Genomic DNA, 23,604 nt, shown 5'->3' on the forward strand with positions numbered 1-23,604 from the left:
ATTTTTTTACCCAATCATAAACTCTCTTTTTCTCACTTAAGCCTAATTCCTTAGCAATTGTATTTGCTCCTATATGTTGATTTAAGTGCATATCAACTGCTTTTAATTTAGTCTCTTTGCTATATTTCCTTTGAATTCCACTCATAAAAAATCCCCCTATAGTAAACAAATATCTAACCTAATTATAAAGGTCTTTTTTTATTTGTCTACCATAAGGGGATTATACTAGTAGGAGTTTTCAAACTTAAATTATAGGATCGATATAAATTTCCTCTATATCTGATCTGTCATATACTAATACATTAAGATAAGATATTGTATATACTTGAATTATAAATTGTCCTATAATAGCTATTATTATGCCTAGTAAAGGTATGAATTCAAGAATAATTAATACTATTCCAAGTCCAATTGTTATCCCTGATATAGCTGCTAACCTTCCTATTGTAGTCCAAAAATAACCTCTTTTAAACAATAAGAAAGTTTCTCCTATTGCCTCCGTAATAGTTAAATCTTTTACTATTAATGCTGAATTAAATAACATAGGTATTGGAGCCATAACAACACATATAGCAATTATTAAAGGTATTAATATAATTAACCCTATTCCTATAGTTAAAAACGACAGTAAAACAGTAAGTAAAGTTAATGCTATAAAGAATGCAAAAAGCATTAATGCTACTAAAAGATTAAGTCCTATTACGCTCCATTTTTTCTGCCAAACATATTTATTAGCAGTTTTCCAACTTACTTCTTTTCCTCTGTTAGCATCATCTAGAATTTTCACTATAATAGCATCTGCATATATTATTACTGCTGATGCAATAATAATTGTAAAAATTAAAATTAATACACTTCCAAAGCCTATAAAAGGTATTGAGTTTTCTAAATAATTATATGAATATGCATATGACATATTTATCATACTTGAAAATATAATTCCTACTATTATACCTACTATTATTAATACTGTAGGCACTATAAATATCCCTATAACCTTTAATATTTCTAATATATTATCTTTTGATATTCTGAAAGCTTTTGATAATATCTCAGAAACTGACAAATAATTTTTTCTTTCTTCCATAAATTCGCCTCCTTTTTATTTAATACTATACATATTTATTCTATCATAAATTGTTATATGATTGATATAATATATAAAATTGAATAAATAATTTATTATATAAATATATAAAGAGTACCATAAACATGATACTCTTCTATAAATTATAATTGTGTTCTTACTCTTATCGTTTGATCTCTTCTTGGCCCTACACCAATTATTGATATATTTACTCCTGTAAGCTCTTCAATTCTTGCTAAATACTTTTTAGCATTGTTAGGTAATTCATCGTAGCTTCTAGCATTTGCTACCTCTTCACCCCAACCATCAAATTCTTCATATATAGGTTCACATTTTGCTAAATCATTTAAGCTTGCTGGGAAATAATCTATAACTGTATCATTAAACTTATATCCTACGCAAATCTTTAATTTTTCTAATCCAGCTAAAGTATCTATCTTAGTTACGCATAATGACGTTAATCCAGATACCCTTACTGTTGTTTTTAATATAACAGCATCCAACCAACCACATCTTCTAGATCTTCCAGTATTAACTCCATATTCGTGACCTTTTTCTCTTATCCATTCACCGATCTCATTATCTAATTCTGTTGGGAATGGTCCTTTACCAACTCTTGTTGTATATGCCTTTGCAATACCTATTGCATTAGTAATCATATTGGGTCCAATGCCTGATCCACTAGCAACTCCACAAGCGGTAGTATTAGATGAAGTTACATATGGATATGTACCGTAATCTATATCAAGAAGCATTCCTTGAGCACCTTCAAATAGAACTTTTTTATCAGCCTTGATTTCATTATATACTGCAACAGATGTATCTTTCACATAAGGTCTTAGTCTTTCTGCTAATGCTAAATATTTGGAAGCTATTTCTTCATAGTTAAGTTCTTCTCCACCTAAAACCTTAGTTATATAATCACTTTTAGCGCCTATGTTTTGCTTTAGTTTTTCTGTAAATACACTCTCATCTAAAAGATCACATATTCTTATACCACATCTTTCAAATTTATCTGTATAACATGGACCTATACCTCTTCCAGTTGTACCTATATCATTTTTTCCTCTTGATTTTTCCTTTAAAACATCTAAAATTTTATGATATGGCATTATAACATGTGCCCTATCACTTATTAAAAGTTTTTTAGGAGTAACATTAACTCCTTCTTCCTCAAGATAATCTATTTCTTCAAATAAAGCCTCTGGATCAACAACAACACCATTACCAATTACGTTTAATTTATCATCATGTAATATTCCTGATGGTATTAATCTTAATTTATATTGTCTATCTCCAACTTCAACTGTATGACCTGCGTTATTTCCTCCTTGAAACCTAACTATTACCTCTGCCTCTTCTGCAAGATAATCAGTCATCTTTCCCTTTCCTTCATCTCCCCATTGAGCTCCTAAAACAACAAATGCTGACATTTATATTGCCTCCTTGTTAAAGAACTTATTAAGTCCTTTATTTATAAAATAATTAATATTAATCTCCAAGTACAATATTAACAAAGTGAAAATAAACTTTCAACTTTTTTGCGAATATTTTTTTGCATTACTTATATATAATTCGTATAATATATTTGTATCTATTTATATTCTTATTAAATTTAAAGTATTTATTCTATGAAAGGGAGTGTTATTATAAATATTTATGAAGAAGCTCTAAAATATCATGAAGAATTAAAAGGAAAATTTGAAATAACTTCTAGATGTAGAATTTCTAGTGAAAAAGATTTAAGTTTAGCATATACACCAGGAGTTGCAGAACCTTGCAAAAAAATTTATGAAGATCCTAATAATGCTTATTTATACACAAGAAAATGGAATACAGTTGCTGTAATTTCAGATGGATCTGCTGTTCTTGGTTTAGGTAATATAGGTCCATTGGCATCTCTTCCTGTTATGGAAGGTAAATCTATATTGTTTAAAGAATTTGCCAATGTAGATGCCTTTCCAATTGTTTTAGATACTAATGATGTTGATGAGATAGTTAACACTATAATAAATATATCACCAACTATTGGAGGAATAAATCTCGAAGATATATCTGCTCCTAGATGCTTTGAAATTGAACAAAGGCTAAAAGAAAAATTAAATATACCAGTTTTCCATGATGATCAGCACGGCACTGCTATAGTAGTTTTAGCTGGTCTTATAAATTCATTAAAGTTAGTTAATAAGAATATATCTAATATTAAAATAGTCATAAATGGTGCTGGTTCCGCAGGAACTGCTATTTGTAAATTATTAATTTCATTTGGAGCATCAAATATTGTAATGTGTGATAAAGATGGAATAATTCATAAAGATAAGTATTATGAAAATAATTCAATGAATGAATTATCATCATTTACTAATAAAGAAAATTTAAAAGGAAACTTGGCTGATGCATTAGTAAATTCTGATGTATTTATAGGTGTTTCTGCACCTAATTTAGTGACAAAAGAAATGGCTCTTACGATGAATAAAGACTCTATAATATTTGCAATGGCCAATCCTATTCCTGAAATTTTCCCTGATGTTGCAAAAGAAGCTGGAGTAAAAATAATTGGTACCGGAAGGTCTGACTTTCCGAATCAAGTTAATAATGTATTAGCTTTTCCTGGAATATTTAGAGGCTCTTTAGATGTTAGAGCTTGTGATATTAATGAAGATATGAAAATTGCAGCTGCTCATGCAATTGCAAATTCAGTAGATGAAAATCATCTTAATTTTGATTTTATATTACCAAAGGCTTTTGATTTAAGAGTCCAAAAAGCTGTTGCTGAAGCAGTTAAAAATGCTGCAATAAAGAGTGGTGTATCTAGAATATAACAATTTAATTTTATAAAGGGAGGTTTTTAAACTTCCCTTTATATTTACATATTCTTAGATTTATCCGAGCATTTCTCCATAGATTTTATTATAGCACTTCTAAATCCACTGTTTTCTAATTCAATTACAGCTTCTATTGTAGTACCACCAGGAGAGCATACCATATCTTTCAGTTCTGCGGGATGTTTTCCTGTTTCTAATGCTAATTTTGCTGAACCTAATATACTTTGCTCTGCCATTTTATATGCTTTATTTCTAGGTATACCAAGCTTTACAGCAGCATCTGCCATAGCCTCTATAAACATGAATACATATGCTGGGGATGAGCCGCATAAAGCTATAAATGCATCAAAATATTTTTCTTCTAAAATTTCATATTTACCAAAATTTTCAAACAAAGCGCATATAATTTCTAAATCCTTTTGTTCAATATTAGAATTAGGACATATTGCTGACATTCCCTCTCCAACTAATGCAGGTGTATTTGGCATAGTTCTTATAATTTTATACTCCTTATCTAACCATGATTCCATATCTTCTAATGTTATTCCAGCAGCTATAGAAATTATTACGGCATCACTTTTTATATGACTTTCTAATTCTTTTAAAATTTGCTTATATAGATTAGGTTTTACAGCTAAGAATAATATTTCTGCTACTTTTGCTACCTCTACATTATCAAGTACACAATTTACTTTAAATTCATTTATTATATTAACTCTTGATTCTTCACTTTTAGTTGATATAATAATGTTTTCCTTATTTATATTTGTTGAAGTAAGCAATCCCTTAAGCATTGCTTTTCCCATGTTTCCACAACCTATAAAACCTATACTTTTTTCCATTAACTTCACCTTCTTATAAAAATTCATTGTAAATAATTTTCTTAATTAATTATTATTTATAAAATTCCCCACTATACTCATAGGATAGCTTTTATTTAAATTCGCAAACTATTTATGAGGAGGGATAGTTATGAAAAATAATTTATTGCTCACAGATATAGAAAATAAAATAGATAATTTATTAGAGTTTAATCCTTTAATTGAAGATACAAAACCTATCATTAAATTAATAAATAAAGATAAATTTTATGATATTTATATTTCTCTTCGAGGTTTAACTAAGGAAGAAATTTTAATAAAATATGTAAATAACTTTCTTATTTTAAATCTCTCCTTAAAAAATAAATATAATAATAAAGTGAATTTTAAAAGAGCCTTTTACCTAAAAAATGTAGATATAGACAGAACAGAAAATATAGTTTGCGCTAATTTAATTTACTTTAAAATTCCTAAAAGTTAAAAATTGAAATTAAATTATTTTTAATTCTTCATTTTTAAATGGCTGTCTTTTTGACAGCCATTTATTCTTTATAAACTAATTCTAAATTAGCAAATTTACTATGTGCACCTATCCATGCCATTTTTACTGTCCCAACTGGGCCATTTCTTTGCTTGGCAATTATACATTCTCCTATATTTTTTTCTTCTGTTTCCTTATTGTAATATTCATCTCTATATAAGAACATAACAACGTCAGCATCCTGTTCTATTGATCCTGATTCTCTTAAGTCAGAAAGCATAGGTCTATGATCAGCTCTTTGCTCTGGCGCACGTGATAATTGAGATAAAGCAATTACAGGACATTCCATTTCCTTTGCTAATGCTTTTATAGATCTCGATATCTCTGAGACTTCTTGTTGTCTACTTTCACTTCCAGAACTACCACTCATAAGTTGTAAGTAGTCTATAAGAATCATATCTATACCATGTTCCATTTTAATTTTTCTACATTTAGATCTCATTTCCATTACACTTAAACCAGCTGTATCATCAATATAAATTTTAGCTTTTGATAAAGGTCCCGTTGCTCTTGCTATTCTTTCCCAATCATCGTCATCTAAATTACCAGTTCTAAGCTTTAGCATATCTACATTTGCTTCTGAACACAATAATTTATACGCCAACTGTTCCTTTGACATTTCCAGAGAAAATATAACTACACTTTTTCCTTCTCTTAAAGCTGCATTTTCAGCTATATTTAATGAAAATGTAGTTTTCCCCATAGATGGTCTTGCTGCAATAAGTACCATATCACCCTTTTGAAATCCTGATGTCTTTGCATCTAAATCTCTTATACCTGAACCAACACCTGTTATTGAGCCTTTATTATTAAATAGCCTTTCAATTTCTAAGAATCCTCTTTCTAGAACATTTGATAAAGCTTCATAATCATTTGATCCTTGTTTTTCTGCCAAATCAAAAATCTTTTTTTGTGCAAAATCTAACACATCATCCACTTTATTCTGTTTATTATAACTTTCTTCTATAATAGACGTAGATGATTTTATTAATTTTCTTAATAAAGATTTATCCTCTACTATTTTTATGTACGCCTCTAGATTAGCTGTAGTGATTACAGATGAACTTATTTCTGATATATATGTTACTCCACCAGCCTTATCTAACATATCTGTAGATTTTAAATATTCTAATAAGGTTACAAGGTCAACAGCCATATCCTGTGAAAACATTTCTCTAATGGCCTTAAATATAACCTTATGCCCATCTCTATAAAAATCTTCTTCATTTAATTTTTCTAAAGACTTAGCAATAGCACTTTTATCTATTATCATAGAACCAATTACAGATTGTTCTGCTTCTAAACTTTGAGGTAAACTCCTCATCATTGGTGCCTCCATATGTAACCTCCTTCCTCTTTTTAATATTATACATTATTATATCAAAGTTTTGTATTATTAAAAATAAAATTAAGCTTCCAAAAGGAAGCTTAATTTTATTTTTTAAAATACTATCTTCATTAGCTCTTCTATATTATCTATTGCTTTTACTTCTATATCACTTAAATCTAATGGAATTTCCTTTTCATTTGCTTTAGGAATAACTGCTAGCTTTATTCCCTTTCTTCTTGCTCCATATATCTTTTCAAATATTCCACCTACTGGTTTTATATTTCCTCTTAGCGATATTTCTCCTGTTATTGCTACATCTTGTCTTATAGGTTTTTCTAATAATGCACTTATTATTGCGATGGTAATTGCTGCTCCTGCTGATGGACCATCTATTCTTCCACCGCCAACAACATTTACATGTATATCATAATCCTTTATATCCTTATCAGTTATTCGCCTAATTACTGATGCAGCATTAAATACAGAGTCTTTTGCCATTGATCCTGCAGTATCATTAAATTTTATAGTTCCCATTCCTGGTTTCTTTGATTCAAAAGCAACTGCTTCTATTTCCAATGTTGATCCTATAAAGCCACTTACACCTAATCCATAAATATGCCCAACTTCATATTTATCCATATCTTCTATTATTTCATAAGGCACATATCTTCCTATAGAAATAACTTCTTCTACATCCTTAAGCTTAATTATATTATCATTTTCTTTTTTTGATGTATATAATGAATATCCATATGCATCCGCTAGTATATTAACAGCCTTTCTACCTTCTATAGTATATTGGCTTATAAATTCTGGAATACCATCTTCTAATATAACATTTAACTTTTTAGCAGCATTTTCAATTATACCTTTAATATCACTAGATGATAATGGTTCAAAGTAAACTTCAGTACATCTTGATCTTAAAGCTGGATTAATCTTACCTGGTTCCCTTGTGGTTGCTCCAATTAAAACAAAATCTGCTGGTGCTCCTTTTTCAAAAAGGTACTTTATATATTCGGGAGTATTTTCATCATCAGGATCATAATATGAAGATGAATATTCTACTCTTTTATCTTCTAATACCTTTAATAATTTATTTTGAAGAATTTCATCTAATTCACCAATTTCATCTATAAACAACACTCCACCATGAGCCTCTGTTACTAAACCTGTTTTAGGCTCTGGTACACCTATTTCGGCTAAATCCTTCTTGCTACCTTGATATATAGGATCATGAACAGAACCTAGAAGAGGATTTGTTATTTCTCTTGGGTCCCATCTTAATGTTGTTCCATCAACTTCAACAAATTTAGAATCCCCATCAAAAGGAGTAAACTGTAACTTCTTTGCTTCTTCTAATGCTAATCTAGCTGCTGAAGTTTTTCCTACCCCTGGTGGTCCATATAAAATTATATGTTGAGGGTATGGTGAGGACATTTTTGATATTAAAGATTTTATTGCTCTCTCCTGACCAACTATCTCCTCAAATGTTTCAGGCCTTAAAAGACTCATCACGTTCTTATTAATCTTTTTTGAATCTAAACTTTCCAATCTTTCTAGCTTTTTAGTAGTTTTAGCACTTTCAGGCCCTTTTTGCTTTTTTATTATAGATAACTTAATATCATCCATAAATTTATCTTGTCTTTCTTGAAGTGCCTTCTCAACTTGTGTTTCAACTTTATTTTGAACATACTTTCTAGCTATATTTTCTGATATATAATAAATTGTATCTTCTAATACACCTCTTAATTCCTCTTCATTAGGTACAATTTTTACACCTTTCCCATCTGAAGCAATCACATTTACTGCATATACTCTTTCACATATATTAGTGGAATTTGCGTATTTTTGAAGCTTAAATCTTACTATTCTTGCTCTTACAGCTCCTTCGTCTAATACATTATTTAATATTTGATTTATAACATTTACTTGTGCATCTAAAGATAGTTCACTATCTAATATACTTTCTATATTTGTTTCGTCATAAGTCTTCAAACTTAGTCCTCCTTATGATTGCTGTACAATAACTTTAATCTTTGTTGATACTTCTGGATATAGTTTTAATTCTACATCATAAGATCCAGCAATCTTTATTGTATCCATAACTATTTTTTTCTTATCTATTGATAAGTTAAATTTCTTATTTATTAATTCAGCTACATCTTTACTTGTTATTGCACCAAATAATCTTCCACTCTCTCCGCTTTTAGCCTCAATCTTTATTTCTTTTCCTTTTAATTCAGAAGCCAATTTTTGAGCTGCTTCAATCTCTGCTAATTTTTTCTTTCTTTCATTTTCTTTTTTAGTATTTAATATATGAATATTATTATTATTTGCTTCTTCAGCTAATTTCCTTGGAAATAAAAAGTTTCTTGCATATCCATCTGATATATCAACAACGTCTCCCTTTTTTCCTAACTTTTTAACATCTTGTAATAAAATTACTTTCATGTTATTCACCCACCTTTAAATTTTTTTCTATTGATTGTTTTAATATTTTCATAGCACTCTCTATTGATATATTATTTAATTGAGCTCCTGCCATATTCATATGGCCTCCACCACCTATAGCTTCTAGTATAACTTGAACATTAACTTCTCCAATTGATCTACCACTAATAATTACATTATTATTAATTTCTGCTAATACAAAGCAAACATTTATTCCTGATATATTTAATAATTCATCAGCTGCTTTAGCTGCCATAAAGCTCTTTTTTATTCTTTTAGGTGCAACTGCAATAGCTATACCCTTCTTTACTTCTGCTGATTTTATCGTATCTGCTATTATTAAATAATCTTCAAGATCATCCATAAACATTTTTTTAACTTCAATTGTATCAGCTCCGAGACCTCTTAAAAATGAAGCTGCATCAAAGGTTCTAACACCTGCTTTAAATGAAAATCCCTTTGTATCCATGAATATTCCAGCTAATAATCCTTCTGATTCTAATCTTGATAAGTTAGGCTTTTGAACCATATACTGGATGACCTCTGTAACCATTTCAGATGTGGATGATGCATAAACTTCTATATAATTTAATATTGCACCTTCTACCATATCTGGACTTCTTCTATGATGATCTATTATTATTTTTCTCTGAGATTTTTCTACTATATTTAAATCTAATACATAACCTTTATTATGAACATCTACTATTATTAGTAGTGTCTTTTCATTTATTTGTTCGTATGCTTCTTCTGTAGATATAAATAAATTATCATATCTAGGATCTTTTTTTAACTTTGACAGGAAATAATCAATTGCAGTAGTTTCATTACCCAATATAATATTGCATGGCTTACCTAATTGTTTTACTACTGATGATATCCCCACAGATGAACCAAAACAATCCATGTCGGGATTTTTGTGACCTAGAATAAAAACATTACTACTTTCATATATTAACTCTTTTAATGAATGAGATATAACTCTTGCTCTTACTCTTGTTCTTTTTTCTATTTCCCTTGTATTACCACCAAATATCTTTATCTTCTCGTTGCTTTTTACAACAACCTGATCTCCGCCTCTTCCTAATGCTAACTCTTTTGCTGTAACTGCAAAAGTATTATTTTCAAGAGGACAGGTTCCGCCTCTTCCAACTCCAATACTTAAGGTTACTTCAAATTTATTTCCTCTATCAATTTTAGATATATCCTCTAATATAGAAAATTTATTATTTATTTCTTCATCTATATATCTATCTTGTACTGAAAGAACATATTTATTAGAGTCATATTTTGTTATCATAGCTTTAAGTCTTTGAGCATATAAGTTTATTGTTTTTTCTATTTCTGCGACAAGCATAGGCCTATCACTATCTATGGTAGTTTCTAAAGCTTCTGCTAAATTATCTACTTCTATAAGCATTATACTTTCTTTAGTATTTTCTATATTTTTTAAATTACTTATGTCATTAAAATAAACTATATATATTTCTTCATTTAAATCATACTTTTCTACTTTACTAGCATATACTTTATATAGAGAATCTAATATTTTTATTTTTTGATGTAAATCTTTATCACATGTCAGTAATCTGGATAAATTTAATCCTCTTGCTATACTAACTACATTTAACCCTATAGGATTTTCATTTAATATAAACTTTTGAAATTCTCTATTGCACCAAAAAATTTCACCTGATTCTTTTATTAATGCTACTGGAAATATTAAATTTAAAATATTTTTATTTATTTCATTATCAATACTTTCCTTGATTTTTTCAATAGAATCTTCACTTTTTTCTCTAACCATATATTCACTTACATTAAATATGATAAATATTATAAGTAATATTGTCCCTAAAAGAGTACTTTTTATATAGTAAAATCCTAAACAAGCTCCTACAAATATAAGTGGTGTAATTATAGGCATAAAATCCTTAAGCCTTTTTCTAATTAAATCTTTCCATATCATAAAATTAATGGTGCTCCTTTAAATGTATTTGAAGCTTACTTAAACTTCTTCCATCCTTTTCATATTCATGTCCTTCAGCTATACCAACTTGTAATTTCTTTTTCATATCATCATCTACATCTTGACATGAATATCCTAATTTTTGCGCTAATACATATAATACAAGTATTGCACCTGATATACAATTTAAAATTGCGTTTTGAGCTACGTTGCTCCCTTTAGTAAGCAAATGATAGAACTCACCTATTATACATAATAAATTTGCTTTTAATTTTTCTATCATTTTTATATTAGCCATTATATTTAACTCATCTCTCTTCACCCTACTCACCCCTATACTAATACCCTGTATATATATTTTAATTATAATTTTATTTTATTGCAACAAATTATCATTTATTTTACAAATTTTGTAAGTAGTTGTTTTGCTTTGTATAATAAAAAACCCCTGATACGTCAGGGGCTTTTCTATATTACTCAGTTGTGAATGGTAATAATGCTATATTTCTTGATCTCTTTATAGCAGTTGTTAATTCTCTTTGGTGCTTAGCGCAAGTTCCAGAAATTCTTCTTGGTAATATCTTACCTCTTTCTGTTACGAACTTTCTTAGCTTAGTAATATCTTTATAATCTATTGCTTCAGCCTTTTCTACACAAAAAGCACATACTTTTCTCTTAGATCTTCTCATTTTTCCAGATCTCTTCATGTCTTTCATGCTAATTCCCTCCTTTTTATTAGACTATTAGAAAGGCATATCTCCATCATCTACCGGAGTCATGTCTTCCTCAAAATTCATTCCACCAAAATTACTTGATGAATTTGAATAATCAGAACCTGTATTTGAAGAGCCATATCCATTGTTATATGAATTTTGATCTCTTCCAGCACCACCATTGTTACCTGATCCAATAAACTCAAATGAATCTACAACTACATCAGTTGTATATCTTTTAGTTCCATCTTTAGCATCATAACTTCCTGTTCTAATGCTACCTGTAACTGCTAGTTGTCTGCCCTTTGTAAGATATTGTGCTATTGTTTCACCAGTTTTACCAAAAGCTATACAATTGATAAAATCAGTTTCGTCCTTTTTGAAAGGTCTTGTTACTGCTAAAGAAAATCTTGTTACAGCAGTACCACTACCAGCAGCAAAATTAAGCTCTGGATCTTTTGTTAGTCTTCCAATAAGTATAACCTTATTCATGACAATATCACCTCTTACGCTTCTTGTTTAACTATTATGTGTCTTAAAACACCATCAGTAATTCTGAATATTCTGTCTAATTCTTTAGGTAGTTCTGAATCAGCATTAAAGTTGATTAATGTATAGAAACCTTCGTTAACTTTTGCGATTTCGTAAGCAAGCTTTCTTCTACCCCAAACGTCAACATTTTCTATAGTTCCTCCACCGTTTTCTATTACACCCTTAAATTTTTCGATAGCAGCTTTGCAAGCTTCTTCGTCTAATGATGGGTGTAGTATGAATATAGTTTCGTACTTTCTCATCATTTTCACCTCCTCCCCTCGGACATTGGCTGTGCTTTACACAGCAGGGATTACAATTTAATATTGTATCATTATTCATTTTTTTTTGCAAGTTTAAATTAAAATTACTATAAATTTACTACCTTTTTAGCATCCTTTTGAAATTTGCTTCTTGGTAACATTATTATTCTTCCACATCCAGTACATTTTATTTTAATATCTGCTCCAAGCCTTATAACTTCAAATTGTTTACTTCCACATGGGTGCTGCTTCTTCATTTCTACTATATCACCTAAATCAAAAGTCTCTATCATTATTAAACCTCCAACCTTTTAATTCAATTTAATTTACTATCTTCCATTTACTATTTGAGTCTTTGGATATGGTATTTCTACTCCTGCTGCATCTAAAGCTTTTTTTATTTCTTTTCTTAGTTCTCTTTCCATCTTCCATTGAGATAACGGCCTAGACTTTCCAACTACTCTTATCGTAACACTTGATGCATTTAAAGATATCACACCTAAAACTTCAATATCTTCAGTAATTTCCTCTTTATTATTTTCTTTAAACTTTTCACACGTATTTTCAATTAACTTAATTGTATTATCTACATCTTCTTCATATGCAATTTCTATATCTACCATAAATCTCATATTTCCTCTTGAATGATTAGTAACCTCTAAAACACCTCCATTTGGTAATACATGAATATCTCCACTAAAATCTTTTAGTACTGTTGACCTAATCCCTATATTTTCAACAACACCACTGTAAGCACCTATCGTTACATAATCTCCAACTCCATATTGATCTTCAAATAGTATAAAAAAACCATTAATTATATCCTTCACCAGACTTTGTGCTCCTATACCAATAACAAATCCTACAGCACTTAAAACAGCCGCTGAAACCTTAAAGGTCTTTCCTATTACTATTGCTCCTGCTGAAAAATATACTATATATTTTAATGAACTTTTAAGAATAGCTCCTACTGTAATAGCTTTTTGACTATTCATTGAAAAACTAAGTTTACTTTTTATTTGATTTTTTACAAATTTATCAATTATTTTATTTCCTATTTTTATTGCTAAGTACATTACTATAATTAAAAATATTATACTTATTGTTCTATTTAATATTAGCTCTGCAATACTTATAGTACTCTCCCAAGCCTTTTCCCAATCTACATTCAATATAATCTTACCATTATCACCTATTTTAGGACTTAGTATATTAGCAACTAAATTATGCATAAATCACCTCTAAAAATATTAAATAACTTCTTTAAAGCCATCTTTTTCCTTTATATATATGTCTTTATATTTTATTATATTTTTTAATATAATATAATCTATGTATTTTTTTTCTTCTATTCTGATGCAAATTCCACAACTTTGAGTTATTGCAGTAGGCGTAGGCATCATTTTAAAAATCATGCCTTCTTGCTTTAAAATCTTTTCTGCTGTCATTGCATCAAGTGTATTTTTAAAAACTATAATATAATAATTCATAAAATCCCTCCATAGGTTAATAATTTACTTTAATTATATTATATATATGTTTTAATTAAGAATCTATATTATTGATATATAAGTATTTAAAGAAATTTAAATACTTATATATCAATTGAAACTTTATGTTTTTGAAAGAATATATTAATTTATATATATGTTTTACTTAATAATTAATATAGTGTAATAATTAATAAAAGTACAAAGTAATAAATTTACAAATCTATTTATTACTTTGTAAATAATATGAAAATATTTTATAATTTCAATATAAGTATTATATATTTAAACTAAAAGGAGTAACCTATGAGTATTTATTTAGATAACGCAAGTACAACTTTTCCTAAACCAGAAAGCGTTCCAAAAGCAATATATAACTTTTTAACGAATGTTGGAGGAAACCCTGGTCGCTCTAATCATGATAATGCCTTGCAAACAAATAGGATACTAGTTGAATCAAGAGAGGCTATAGCTCAATTTTTTAATTATAAATCAATAGAAAATGTAATTTTTACAAGCAATATTACTACTTCTCTTAATATTTTAATAAATAGTTCTCTTTCTTTAGGTGATCATGTTATAACATCTTCTATGGAGCATAATTCTGTATTAAGACCTTTATTTAACCTAAAAAATCAAGGTTTAATAGAATTAGATATAGTTTATGCAAATAAATTTGGATTTATATCTACTGAAGACTTAAAAAATACAATAAAATCTAACACAAAGATGATCGTAATTAATCATGCTTCTAATGTAATCGGTAATATTCAACCTATAAAAGAAATTGGTGATATATGTAAAAATAATAATATATTCTTTGTGCTAGATACTGCTCAAAGTGCAGGTGTATTAGATATTGATTTTACAAGAATTAATTTAAGTGCATTAGCTTTTACTGGTCATAAGAGTTTATTTGGACCTCAAGGTATTGGTGGTTTTATAATTGATGATAACTTAAACAAATCTTGTAATCCTTATATTTTGGGTGGAACAGGCAGCCTTTCACACTCACTAACTCAACCTGATTTTTTACCCGATAAGTTTGAATCTGGTACGCTTAATATGCCTGGTATAGTAGGTCTTATGGAAGGTATAAAATTTATACAAAGTGAAGGTATTAATACTATATATAGTAAAAATAATTTTTTAAGAAATTATTTCATCGAAAAAATCAAAAATATTAATGGTGTAATTCTTTATGATGATAAATATAATAATAACTATACTTCTTGTATTTCATTTAATATAAAAGATATGGATACTGCTGAACTATCATTTACCTTGGATAGCGACTTTGGAATAAAAAATAGATCTGGATTACATTGTGCCCCTCTCGCACACAAAACTATAGGCAGTTTCCCCTCTGGTACTGTTAGGTTAAGCCTTAGTTATTTTAATACAAAAGAAGACATGGACTATACTATAAATGCTATTAATAAAATTTCTAAATTTAAATAGTAATAATGAATAGCTACCTCTCTTATTGTCAATAATTTCAATAAGAGAGGTGTTTTTATGAATGATATAATTAAGATAGACTCACTATTACCTAATTCTTATGTAGAAGTTAAAAATTACTTATACAATAACTTAAAAGATATAGTTTTTTCAAATAGAGATATAATTTTTGTCTGCATCGGTACTGATAGGTGTACTGGTGATTCCTTAGGACCATTAGTAGGATATAAATTAAAGAACATTTCTCAAAATAAGATTCATATTTATGGTTCTTTAGAAAATCCTGTTCACTCTAAAAATATAACTAATATAATTAATAAAATTAATTGTAACTTTAATAATCCATATATAGTTGCTATAGACTCATGTCTTGGAAAAATAAATAATATAGGCAAGGTATTTATAGATAAAAAACCCCTTTATCCTGGTTTAGCTGTAAATAAAAATCTACCTCCTATTGGTGATTTAAGTATAACTGGAATTGTTAATATTGGAGGAAGTTTTGAGTTCATAGTTTTACAAAATACTAGATTATATACAGTTATGACTTTAGCTGATTGCATATCTAAAGGAATAAATCATTTTATATTGAAAGTTTCAAGAGAAATGGAATATATTAATAAACCTTCTAAAATAAATTATTTACAAAAAAATAAGAGTTTATAGCTAATCCCTATAACTCTTATTTTTTATTTATCTTTTATTTATTGCCTCATTTAAAACATAAGATTCTTCTTCTGATAATTCATATCTTGATATTCCTTTATCCACCGGCTTAGCATATGTAGTGCTATCTTGCCTTGAATAAATCCCTGTAATTAAAACTCCATCATTATATGAATCTAGTATAGCTATTGAAAAACTTAAATCACTACCTACGTCTGGAAAAGCTTTATATCTCATTATAGCTATTTTATTTACACAGCCCTTCATTTCTTCTTTTATAACTTCACATTTATTAAGAGCTTCATTTGAATTTTCTACAGCTTTATCAATTTCTTCTAATTTTAAATTTATAAGTTCTTCTAAATTTTTATTATTTACGCCTCTCATCATTTTCCTATACTTTTTTTCCATTTTATTCACTGATCTTATTAATGAAATTACTATTATGAAAAGTAATAATATTATAACTACTAAACCAATAGTAATAAATGATGAATTTTCATTTATTGTATTTAATATGCTTTCCAAATTAATACTCCTCTCTAGAATTTATAACTAGATTTTTTGAATAATTATAATGTTTCACGTGAAACATTACCTAATAATCTTTTATAAATGTTTCACGTGAAACATTTATAAATCCATTATCTCTAATATTCTTTGTAAATCCTCATTAGAATAATATTCTATTTCTATTTTTCCTTTGTTATTTTTATTACTTATATTTACTTTAGTTCCAAAATAATTTTGTAGTTTTTCAGTTACATCTTTATAATATGGATTTATCTCTCTTACTTTATCTTTTTGTTTTTTTTCTATATTTAAATATTTTATTAATTTTTCTAATTCTCTAACAGATAATTTTTCATCTATTACTTTCTGCGCTATTTCACATTGAATTTCTGGATCCTCTATAGCTAGAAGAGCTCTTCCATGCCCCTCTGTTATAACTTCATCAATTAAATATTGTTTTACTGTTTCAGAAAGATTGGTCAATCTTATTACATTACTAATTGCAACTCTTGATTTTCCTACTCTTTTGCTTAATTCTTCTTGTGTTAAATTAAACTCACTTAATAGTTTTTTATATGCCATAGCTTCTTCTATAGGATTCAAATCTTGTCTTTGAATATTTTCTATTAAAGATACTTCCAATATATCTTTTTCTGTTAACTCCATAACTATAGCAGGGACCTCTTTCAAGCCTAAAAACTTAGCTGCTCTCCATCTTCTCTCTCCAGCAACTATAATATAATAATCTCCTTTTTTATTTAATATAATAGGTTGAATTATTCCATGTTCTTTTATAGATTGTGCTAATTCAGCTATTTTTTCATTATCAAAAGATTTTCTTGGTTGTTCATCATTACTTTTAATTAAATTTAACGATATAATTGAAGTCTTATTTTCATCTTTGCTTGAATTATCATTAGGAATTAAAGCGCCTAGTCCTTTTCCTAATGCTGATTTTTTATTCATATTAATCACCTACTTATTATTGCCTATTTAAGAATTCTTTTGTTAAAGCTTTGTAAGATTCTGCACCCTTACATTTTTCATCATACAACATTATAGGTAATCCAAAACTCGGTGCTTCAGCTAATCTTATATTTCTTGATATTGTAGTTTTATAAACCTTATCATTAAAAAAGTTTTTTACTTCTTCAAAAACTTCATTACTTAAGTTAGTTCTATAATCGTACATTGTCATTACAACGCCTTCTATTTCAAGTTCCTTATTTAGTGACTTTTTAACTAATTGAATTGTATTTATAAGCTGCCCTACTCCCTCAAGTGCATAAAATTCACACTGAATTGGTATTAAGACTGATTCCACTGACGTTAAAGCATTTATAGTTAATACTCCAAGAGATGGTGGACAATCTATAAAAATAAAATCATAATCATTTTCAACTTCCTTGATCTTATTTGTTAAAATAGTTTCTCTATTTTCCTTACTTATCATTTCTACTTCAGCACCTGCTAGTTCCATTGTTGATGGAGCTATATATAAGTTTTGTACTAACTCACTTTTTAAAATTACTTCTCTTAGCGAAGTTTCAGAAGTTAATACATCATACATTGAAAATTCTAGATTTCTTTTATCTAGACCTAATCCGCTTGTTGTATTGCCTTGGGGATCTATATCTATTGTTAATACTTTATAACCTTCCATAGCTAGGTATGCACATAAATTTATATTTGTAGTAGTTTTCCCTACTCCACCCTTTTGATTGAATATACAAACTTTCTTCATATAAAAGCTCTATTTTAGAGCTTCACCCCCCTTCTTATATTAATATTATATATAGTTTTAGATAATATTAAAAGATTAACATAATAAAAATTGATTAAAATAATAACTTAATTTAAATTTAGCCAAAAAAATAAGTATATTCTTACTAATTTAAAGAATATACTTATTTAAAAATTTATTTTTTGGGTATAGACACTGTAATTTGTATAAATTCATCTTCATCTTTAAATTTATACTCTGCTGGTATATTAAACTTATCAAATACTTGCTTTATAGTATTAACATATAATTTTGCTGGAAAAACACTTTTTATCTTTTTATTTTTATTATTATTTAATTCTTCTCCAGCTAATTTTAGTAACTCTTTATTAACTGCTTCTTCTGTTGATTTGACATTAAGAGAATTTTTAATTATCTTTTCTATAACTTTTAATTGTAATTCCTCATTTGGTAGAGATAATAAAGCTCTTGCGTGCCTTTCTGTTAATTTATTCTCTATACAAAGCTTTCTTACATTAGAACTAAGTTTCAATAATCTTAATTTATTAGCTATAGTTGATTGCTTTTTACCCATTCGTTTTGCTAATTCATCTTGAGTAAATTTATGATCATTTATAAGATTATAATAAGCTTCTGCCTCTTCTATAAAATTCAAATCTTCTCTTTGTAAATTTTCTAATAATGCAATTTCAGCAGATTGTGTATCTGTAATTTCTATAATATTACATGGTACATCTTCTAACTCTGCCATCCTAGCTGCTCTCCATCTTCTTTCTCCTGCAACTAGTTCAAAGTTTTCTCCTCTTCTTCTCACAGTAATTGGTTGAATTATTCCATGTTCCTTTATAGATTGAGATAACTCTTCTAATGCCTCTTCATTAAAAAATCTTCTAGGCTGATAAGTATTTGGAAATATTTTATTTACACTTATGTTAGTAATTTCTCTTTTCATATGCACCCAATCATCCCCTATTTCTCTAAATTACCATTTTATTCAATAAATTAAAAATTCTATTTTCTTGTCTAAATTCCTTCTTTTTATTCCTTATTATTATAAGACAAATTCGCTTAGTATAAATTAATTATTTACAAATCCATCTATATATCTCAGAAAAAAATTATTAATCGACTATTTTTATTAAAATATATTGTAGAATATTCTATTTTATTGGTTTTTTATTTACTGTTCCAGCTTTTCTTGGATATATTTTAGGACACTTATTTATCTTTTTTACTTCTACTATATTATGTTTTAAATCTGAGTCCTCTATATTTACTTCAATTATATCTATTAATTCTCCTCCTAGGGTAGCTATGGCCTTATTCCCCTCTTTAAGTTCCTCTTCTATTGCAGGGCCCTTTAAGGCAACAAAATATCCATTAATCTTTACATATGGTAAACATAGTTCTGATAATACTGCCATATTAGCTACAGCTCTTGATGTTGCAACATCAAATTTTTCTCTCAATTCTGGTGTTCTTGAGCCATCTTCAGCTCTTGCATGAATTGTTGTAACATTTTTCAACTCTAAAGTATCTATAACTATATTTAAAAAGTTTATTCTTTTGTTTAATGAGTCTAATAATGTTACTTCTACACTAGGATTCATTATTGCTATAGGTAATCCTGGAAATCCAGCTCCTGTTCCTACATCTATTATAGTTTTTGCCCCTTTTATTGATTTTGATTTAAAAGCCTTAATGCAATCAATAAAATGCTTTTTTATAACCTCTTCATCTTGTGTTATTGCTGTAAGATTTACTTTTTCATTCCATTCTTGAAGTAGTTTCATGTATTTTATAAATTGATTGTATTGATGCTCTGATAATTCTAATCCTACTTCTAATGATGCATCTTTCATTAATTGAAAATATTCCATGCTTTCCTCCACATAAATTTATTTCTTATGTTGATGTTCTAAATAAATTAATAAAACAGATATATCTGCTGGTGATACTCCTGAAATTCTTGACGCTTGCCCTATACTTATAGGTCTTACATTAGATAATTTCTGAATAGCTTCAGTTCTTAACCCTTTAACATCTTTATAATCTAAATCTTCAGGAATTAATTTTTTTTCAAATTTCTTAAATTGTTTAACTTGCTCTAATTGACTTTCTATATATCCTTCATATTTAGTAATTATATTTATTTGTTCTCCTATGTCATCCTTATATTCTGGTCTATCTATATCTAAATCCTTTAAAATAAAATAATCTAATTCAGGTCTCTTAATAAGTTCATAAAAACTAATTGGTTTTTTAAGCTCAGTAGATCCTAAAGAAATCAAAAAGTCATTTACTTCTTTTTTATTAGTTATTTGTAAACTTTTTAATCTCTCTATTTCACTTTCTATACTATTTTTTCTTTTTAGGAACTTTTGATATCTTGCCTCTGTTGCAAGACCTACATTATATCCTATTTCAGTTAGTCTAAAATCTGCATTGTCTTGTCTTAATAATAACCTATATTCAGCTCTTGAAGTCATCATTCTATATGGCTCATTAGTACCCTTGGTAACTAAATCATCAATGAGAACTCCTATATATCCATCAGATCTTGTTAATATCATAGGCTCTTTATCTTTAATCTTTAAAGCTGCATTTATTCCTGCTACTATGCCTTGCGCAGCAGCCTCTTCATATCCTGAACTACCATTTAGCTGTCCTGCTCCATATAATCCATCAAAATCTTTAAATTCTAGTGTTGGTTTTAATTGAGTTGGATCAATTGAATCATATTCTATTGCATATGCTGTTCTCATTATTTCTACATTCTCTAAGCCTGGCACAGTTTTTAACATTTGTATTTGTACATCCTCTGGAAGTGATGAAGACATTCCTCCGATATACATTTCTTCAGTATCTTCGCCTTCGGGCTCTATAAATAACTGATGTCTTTCCCTATCTGGGAATCTCATAACTTTATCTTCTATTGATGGGCAATATCTAGGCCCTACTCCCTCAATTAATCCATTATACATTGGTGATCTTGAAATATTTTCTCTAATTACATCATGAGTTTCTTCGCTTGTATAAGTTAACCAACAAGATACTTGTTCTCTTGAGATATCTCCACTTATAAATGAAAATGGAATTATTTTTTCATCACCTGGTTGTTCTATCATTTTTGAAAAATCTACTGATTTCTTATTTATTCTTGCTGGAGTACCTGTTTTAAATCTTCTTAATGATATTCCTAAATCTATTAATGATTGTGATAATTCATTTGCTGCTGATAATCCATTAGGGCCACTATTATATGTTACATCACCTATTATTATTCTAGCTCTTAAATAAGTCCCAGTTGTTAATATAACTGCTTTGCAACTAAAATATCCACCATTTTTAGTTAGAACTCCTCTAACTTTTCCATCTATAACATCTACTTCTATAACTTCAAGTTGTCTTAAACTAAGATTCTCTTGATTTTCTAAAACATTTTTCATTCTACTTTGGTATTTTTTCTTATCTGCCTGAGCTCTTAATGAATGAACTGCTGGTCCCTTTGATGTATTAAGCATTCTTGATTGTATATATGTATTATCTATATTAATTCCCATTTCTCCGCCCAAAGCATCAATTTCTCTTACTAAATGACCTTTTGCAGTTCCTCCTATATTAGGATTACACGGCATCATAGCTACAGAATCGAGATTAGTAGTACAAATCAATGTTTTTAATCCCATTCTCGCTGTTGATAATGCCGCTTCACATCCTGCATGACCGGCCCCTACGACTACTACATCGTATTCTCCCGCATTATATTTCATCTTTATTTCTCCTACTTTCCACAACAAAATTCCTTAAATATTTTATTAACTAAATCCTCTTCCAATTCAGAACCTGTAATTTCTCCTAATGCTTTTAATGCTGCAGTAACATATATAGAAATTAAATCAAGAAACTCATTATTCTTAACTCTTATAAGCGCATTATCACAATTTTCCTTGGCTCTTATTAATGCTTGCTTATGTCGTGAATTGGATATGATTAAGCTTTCGCTATCTATTTTACCATTAAAGAACATATTCTTAATCTCATTTTTTAATCCATCTATCCCAATATCTTCTTTAGCTGAAATTTTTATTATATTTTTAAAATCCGATAATATTGTATTATCTAATTTATTTTCTAAATCAATTTTATTTAATAAAATTATTGATTTTTTATCTTTTATAGTTCCTATTATTTCAATATCTTCTTTATCTAAACTTCTAGATGAATCTAATACTAATAAAACTAAATCTGCTTCATTTATCTTTTCTCTGGATTTTTCAACCCCAATTTTTTCAACTATATCTTCTGTATCTCTTATTCCTGCTGTGTCTATAATTTTTACTGGTATTCCATCTAAATTTATATATTCTTCTATCACATCTCTAGTTGTACCAGCAATATCTGTAACTATAGCTCTCTTTTCCTTTAAAAGTACATTCAATAAAGATGATTTTCCAACATTAGGTTTACCTACTATAGCTAAACTTAATCCGTCTCTTATTATTCTTCCTTCATCAGCTCCCTTTAAAAGCTTATTTATAATTTCATAAGCTTCCTCAAGACTCTCTTTAACTCTTATAGGAATAGCTGGGTCAACTTCTTCATCATCCTCCGTGAAGTCAACAGCATATTCTATTAAAGCTAAAACATTTAATAAATATTCTCTAAGCTTATTTATTTTTTGTGATAGAGATCCCGTACTTTGCATCAATGCAGATTTCATTGCTAATTCTGTTTTAGCTGTTATTAAATCCATAACTGCTTCTGCTTGCGATAAATCTATACGCCCATTTAAAAAGGCTCTCTTTGTAAATTCACCTGGCTCAGCAAGTCTTGCTCCTGCCTTGATTGTCATCTCTAAAACCTTATTTGTTGATGTGACTCCACCATGACAATTTATTTCCACAGTATCTTCAGCCGTAAAACTTTTTGGCCCTTTCATATAACTTATTATTACTTCATCTATTAAATCCTTTGTATCTATATCAACTATATGACCATATTTCATAGTATAAGTCTTCATATCTCTTATATCTTTTCCGTTCTTGGCATTAAATATCTTAGATACTATATCTAAAGCTTTATCTCCTGATACTCTTATAATAGCAATTCCACCTTCTCCAATTGCTGTTGATATAGCACAAATTGTATCAAATTCTTTCATGTCTATCCTCCTTATAAAAAAATCCATTGTGG

25 protein-coding genes are annotated in these 23,604 nt (G+C 28.3%); 4 read left to right on the forward strand and 21 right to left on the reverse strand.

The window, feature by feature from the left end; translation table 11 throughout:
- Positions 1-244: 244 nt before the first annotated feature.
- Positions 245-1,087, reverse strand: a complete 843-nt coding sequence (locus tag AAT22_RS00010; RefSeq protein WP_016207924.1) for a hypothetical protein — start codon at positions 1,085-1,087, stop codon at positions 245-247.
- Positions 1,088-1,230: 143 nt separating this feature from the next.
- Positions 1,231-2,520, reverse strand: a complete 1,290-nt coding sequence (locus AAT22_RS00015) for an adenylosuccinate synthase (RefSeq protein WP_046999858.1) — start codon at positions 2,518-2,520, stop codon at positions 1,231-1,233.
- Positions 2,521-2,736: 216 nt separating this feature from the next.
- Between AAT22_RS00015 and AAT22_RS00020 the strand changes: the two genes are divergently transcribed.
- A complete protein-coding gene (locus AAT22_RS00020) occupies positions 2,737-3,909 on the forward strand; it encodes a malic enzyme-like NAD(P)-binding protein (RefSeq protein ID WP_046999873.1) in 1,173 nt (390 codons plus the stop codon).
- A gap of 44 nt (positions 3,910-3,953) precedes the next feature.
- On the opposite strand, the gene proC is transcribed toward AAT22_RS00020, so the two are convergent.
- Positions 3,954-4,754 carry a pyrroline-5-carboxylate reductase gene (gene proC / locus AAT22_RS00025; protein WP_016207927.1) on the reverse strand — a complete coding sequence of 267 codons (801 nt, stop codon included), beginning with the start codon at positions 4,752-4,754 and terminating at the stop codon, positions 3,954-3,956.
- Positions 4,755-4,884: 130 nt separating this feature from the next.
- Here proC and AAT22_RS00030 point away from each other — a divergent pair, with 130 nt between their 5' ends.
- Entirely contained in the window at positions 4,885-5,214 is a 330-nt protein-coding gene (locus AAT22_RS00030; protein WP_046999859.1) for a hypothetical protein, read from the forward strand.
- 61 nt (positions 5,215-5,275) lie between these two features.
- Here the strand turns inward: AAT22_RS00030 and AAT22_RS00035 are convergent, their stop codons facing one another.
- The 11 genes from AAT22_RS00035 to AAT22_RS00085 form a co-directional block, all read right to left on the reverse strand.
- Complete coding sequence (locus AAT22_RS00035) at positions 5,276-6,613, reverse strand: replicative DNA helicase (protein WP_046999860.1); 1,338 nt, start codon at positions 6,611-6,613, stop codon at positions 5,276-5,278.
- Between the two features lie 102 nt (positions 6,614-6,715).
- A complete protein-coding gene (gene lonC, locus AAT22_RS00040; RefSeq protein ID WP_046999861.1) occupies positions 6,716-8,602 on the reverse strand; it encodes a Lon family ATP-dependent protease in 1,887 nt (628 codons plus the stop codon).
- A 12-nt stretch (positions 8,603-8,614) separates the two neighbouring features.
- Positions 8,615-9,058 carry a 50S ribosomal protein L9 gene (gene rplI / locus AAT22_RS00045; protein ID WP_046999862.1) on the reverse strand — a complete coding sequence of 148 codons (444 nt, stop codon included), beginning with the start codon at positions 9,056-9,058 and terminating at the stop codon, positions 8,615-8,617.
- Between the two features lies 1 nt (position 9,059).
- Positions 9,060-11,027, reverse strand: a complete 1,968-nt coding sequence (locus tag AAT22_RS00050) for a DHH family phosphoesterase (protein WP_046999863.1) — start codon at positions 11,025-11,027, stop codon at positions 9,060-9,062.
- A gap of 4 nt (positions 11,028-11,031) precedes the next feature.
- Complete coding sequence (locus AAT22_RS00055; RefSeq protein ID WP_016207933.1) at positions 11,032-11,349, reverse strand: MazG-like family protein; 318 nt, start codon at positions 11,347-11,349, stop codon at positions 11,032-11,034.
- 151 nt (positions 11,350-11,500) lie between these two features.
- Positions 11,501-11,743, reverse strand: coding sequence for a 30S ribosomal protein S18 (gene rpsR / locus AAT22_RS00060; RefSeq protein ID WP_008676141.1), 243 nt, complete (start codon positions 11,741-11,743; stop codon positions 11,501-11,503).
- Positions 11,744-11,770: 27 nt separating this feature from the next.
- On the reverse strand, positions 11,771-12,232 hold the full coding sequence (locus AAT22_RS00065; RefSeq protein WP_016207934.1) for a single-stranded DNA-binding protein: 462 nt from the start codon (positions 12,230-12,232) through the stop codon (positions 11,771-11,773).
- 14 nt (positions 12,233-12,246) lie between these two features.
- On the reverse strand, positions 12,247-12,534 hold the full coding sequence (rpsF, locus tag AAT22_RS00070; RefSeq protein ID WP_016207935.1) for a 30S ribosomal protein S6: 288 nt from the start codon (positions 12,532-12,534) through the stop codon (positions 12,247-12,249).
- 107 nt (positions 12,535-12,641) lie between these two features.
- Positions 12,642-12,827: a DUF951 domain-containing protein gene (locus AAT22_RS00075; protein WP_016207936.1), complete on the reverse strand. Its 186-nt coding sequence runs from the start codon at positions 12,825-12,827 to the stop codon at positions 12,642-12,644.
- 36 nt (positions 12,828-12,863) lie between these two features.
- On the reverse strand, positions 12,864-13,766 hold the full coding sequence (locus tag AAT22_RS00080) for a mechanosensitive ion channel family protein (RefSeq protein WP_052953874.1): 903 nt from the start codon (positions 13,764-13,766) through the stop codon (positions 12,864-12,866).
- Positions 13,767-13,784: 18 nt separating this feature from the next.
- Positions 13,785-14,024, reverse strand: a complete 240-nt coding sequence (locus AAT22_RS00085) for a DUF3343 domain-containing protein (RefSeq protein WP_046999864.1) — start codon at positions 14,022-14,024, stop codon at positions 13,785-13,787.
- Positions 14,025-14,330: 306 nt separating this feature from the next.
- Here AAT22_RS00085 and AAT22_RS00090 point away from each other — a divergent pair, with 306 nt between their 5' ends.
- A complete protein-coding gene (locus AAT22_RS00090; RefSeq protein ID WP_046999865.1) occupies positions 14,331-15,485 on the forward strand; it encodes an aminotransferase class V-fold PLP-dependent enzyme in 1,155 nt (384 codons plus the stop codon).
- Between the two features lie 57 nt (positions 15,486-15,542).
- Positions 15,543-16,151, forward strand: coding sequence for a spore protease YyaC (yyaC, locus tag AAT22_RS00095; RefSeq protein WP_046999866.1), 609 nt, complete (start codon positions 15,543-15,545; stop codon positions 16,149-16,151).
- A 27-nt stretch (positions 16,152-16,178) separates the two neighbouring features.
- On the opposite strand, the gene AAT22_RS00100 is transcribed toward yyaC, so the two are convergent.
- The 7 genes from AAT22_RS00100 to mnmE form a co-directional block, all read right to left on the reverse strand.
- Positions 16,179-16,679 carry a DUF4446 family protein gene (locus AAT22_RS00100; protein ID WP_016207941.1) on the reverse strand — a complete coding sequence of 167 codons (501 nt, stop codon included), beginning with the start codon at positions 16,677-16,679 and terminating at the stop codon, positions 16,179-16,181.
- A gap of 105 nt (positions 16,680-16,784) precedes the next feature.
- Positions 16,785-17,630, reverse strand: a complete 846-nt coding sequence (locus AAT22_RS00105; RefSeq protein WP_016207942.1) for a ParB/RepB/Spo0J family partition protein — start codon at positions 17,628-17,630, stop codon at positions 16,785-16,787.
- Positions 17,631-17,646: 16 nt separating this feature from the next.
- A complete protein-coding gene (locus tag AAT22_RS00110) occupies positions 17,647-18,408 on the reverse strand; it encodes an AAA family ATPase (protein WP_016207943.1) in 762 nt (253 codons plus the stop codon).
- A 175-nt stretch (positions 18,409-18,583) separates the two neighbouring features.
- On the reverse strand, positions 18,584-19,360 hold the full coding sequence (gene noc / locus AAT22_RS00115) for a nucleoid occlusion protein (RefSeq protein ID WP_046999875.1): 777 nt from the start codon (positions 19,358-19,360) through the stop codon (positions 18,584-18,586).
- Between the two features lie 208 nt (positions 19,361-19,568).
- Positions 19,569-20,288 (reverse strand): 16S rRNA (guanine(527)-N(7))-methyltransferase RsmG, encoded by a 720-nt coding sequence (gene rsmG / locus AAT22_RS00120; RefSeq protein WP_046999867.1) that lies wholly within the window; start codon positions 20,286-20,288, stop codon positions 19,569-19,571.
- A gap of 18 nt (positions 20,289-20,306) precedes the next feature.
- The gene (mnmG, locus tag AAT22_RS00125) at positions 20,307-22,181 is read right to left on the reverse strand and encodes a tRNA uridine-5-carboxymethylaminomethyl(34) synthesis enzyme MnmG (RefSeq protein WP_156174257.1); all 1,875 of its coding nucleotides are present in this window, start codon (positions 22,179-22,181) and stop codon (positions 20,307-20,309) included.
- Between the two features lie 11 nt (positions 22,182-22,192).
- Entirely contained in the window at positions 22,193-23,572 is a 1,380-nt protein-coding gene (gene mnmE, locus AAT22_RS00130) for a tRNA uridine-5-carboxymethylaminomethyl(34) synthesis GTPase MnmE (protein WP_016207948.1), read from the reverse strand.
- Positions 23,573-23,604: the final 32 nt, after the last annotated feature.

The organism is Clostridium sp. C8 (genome assembly GCF_001010885.1).
Lineage (GTDB): Bacteria > Bacillota > Clostridia > Clostridiales > Clostridiaceae > Clostridium > Clostridium sartagoforme.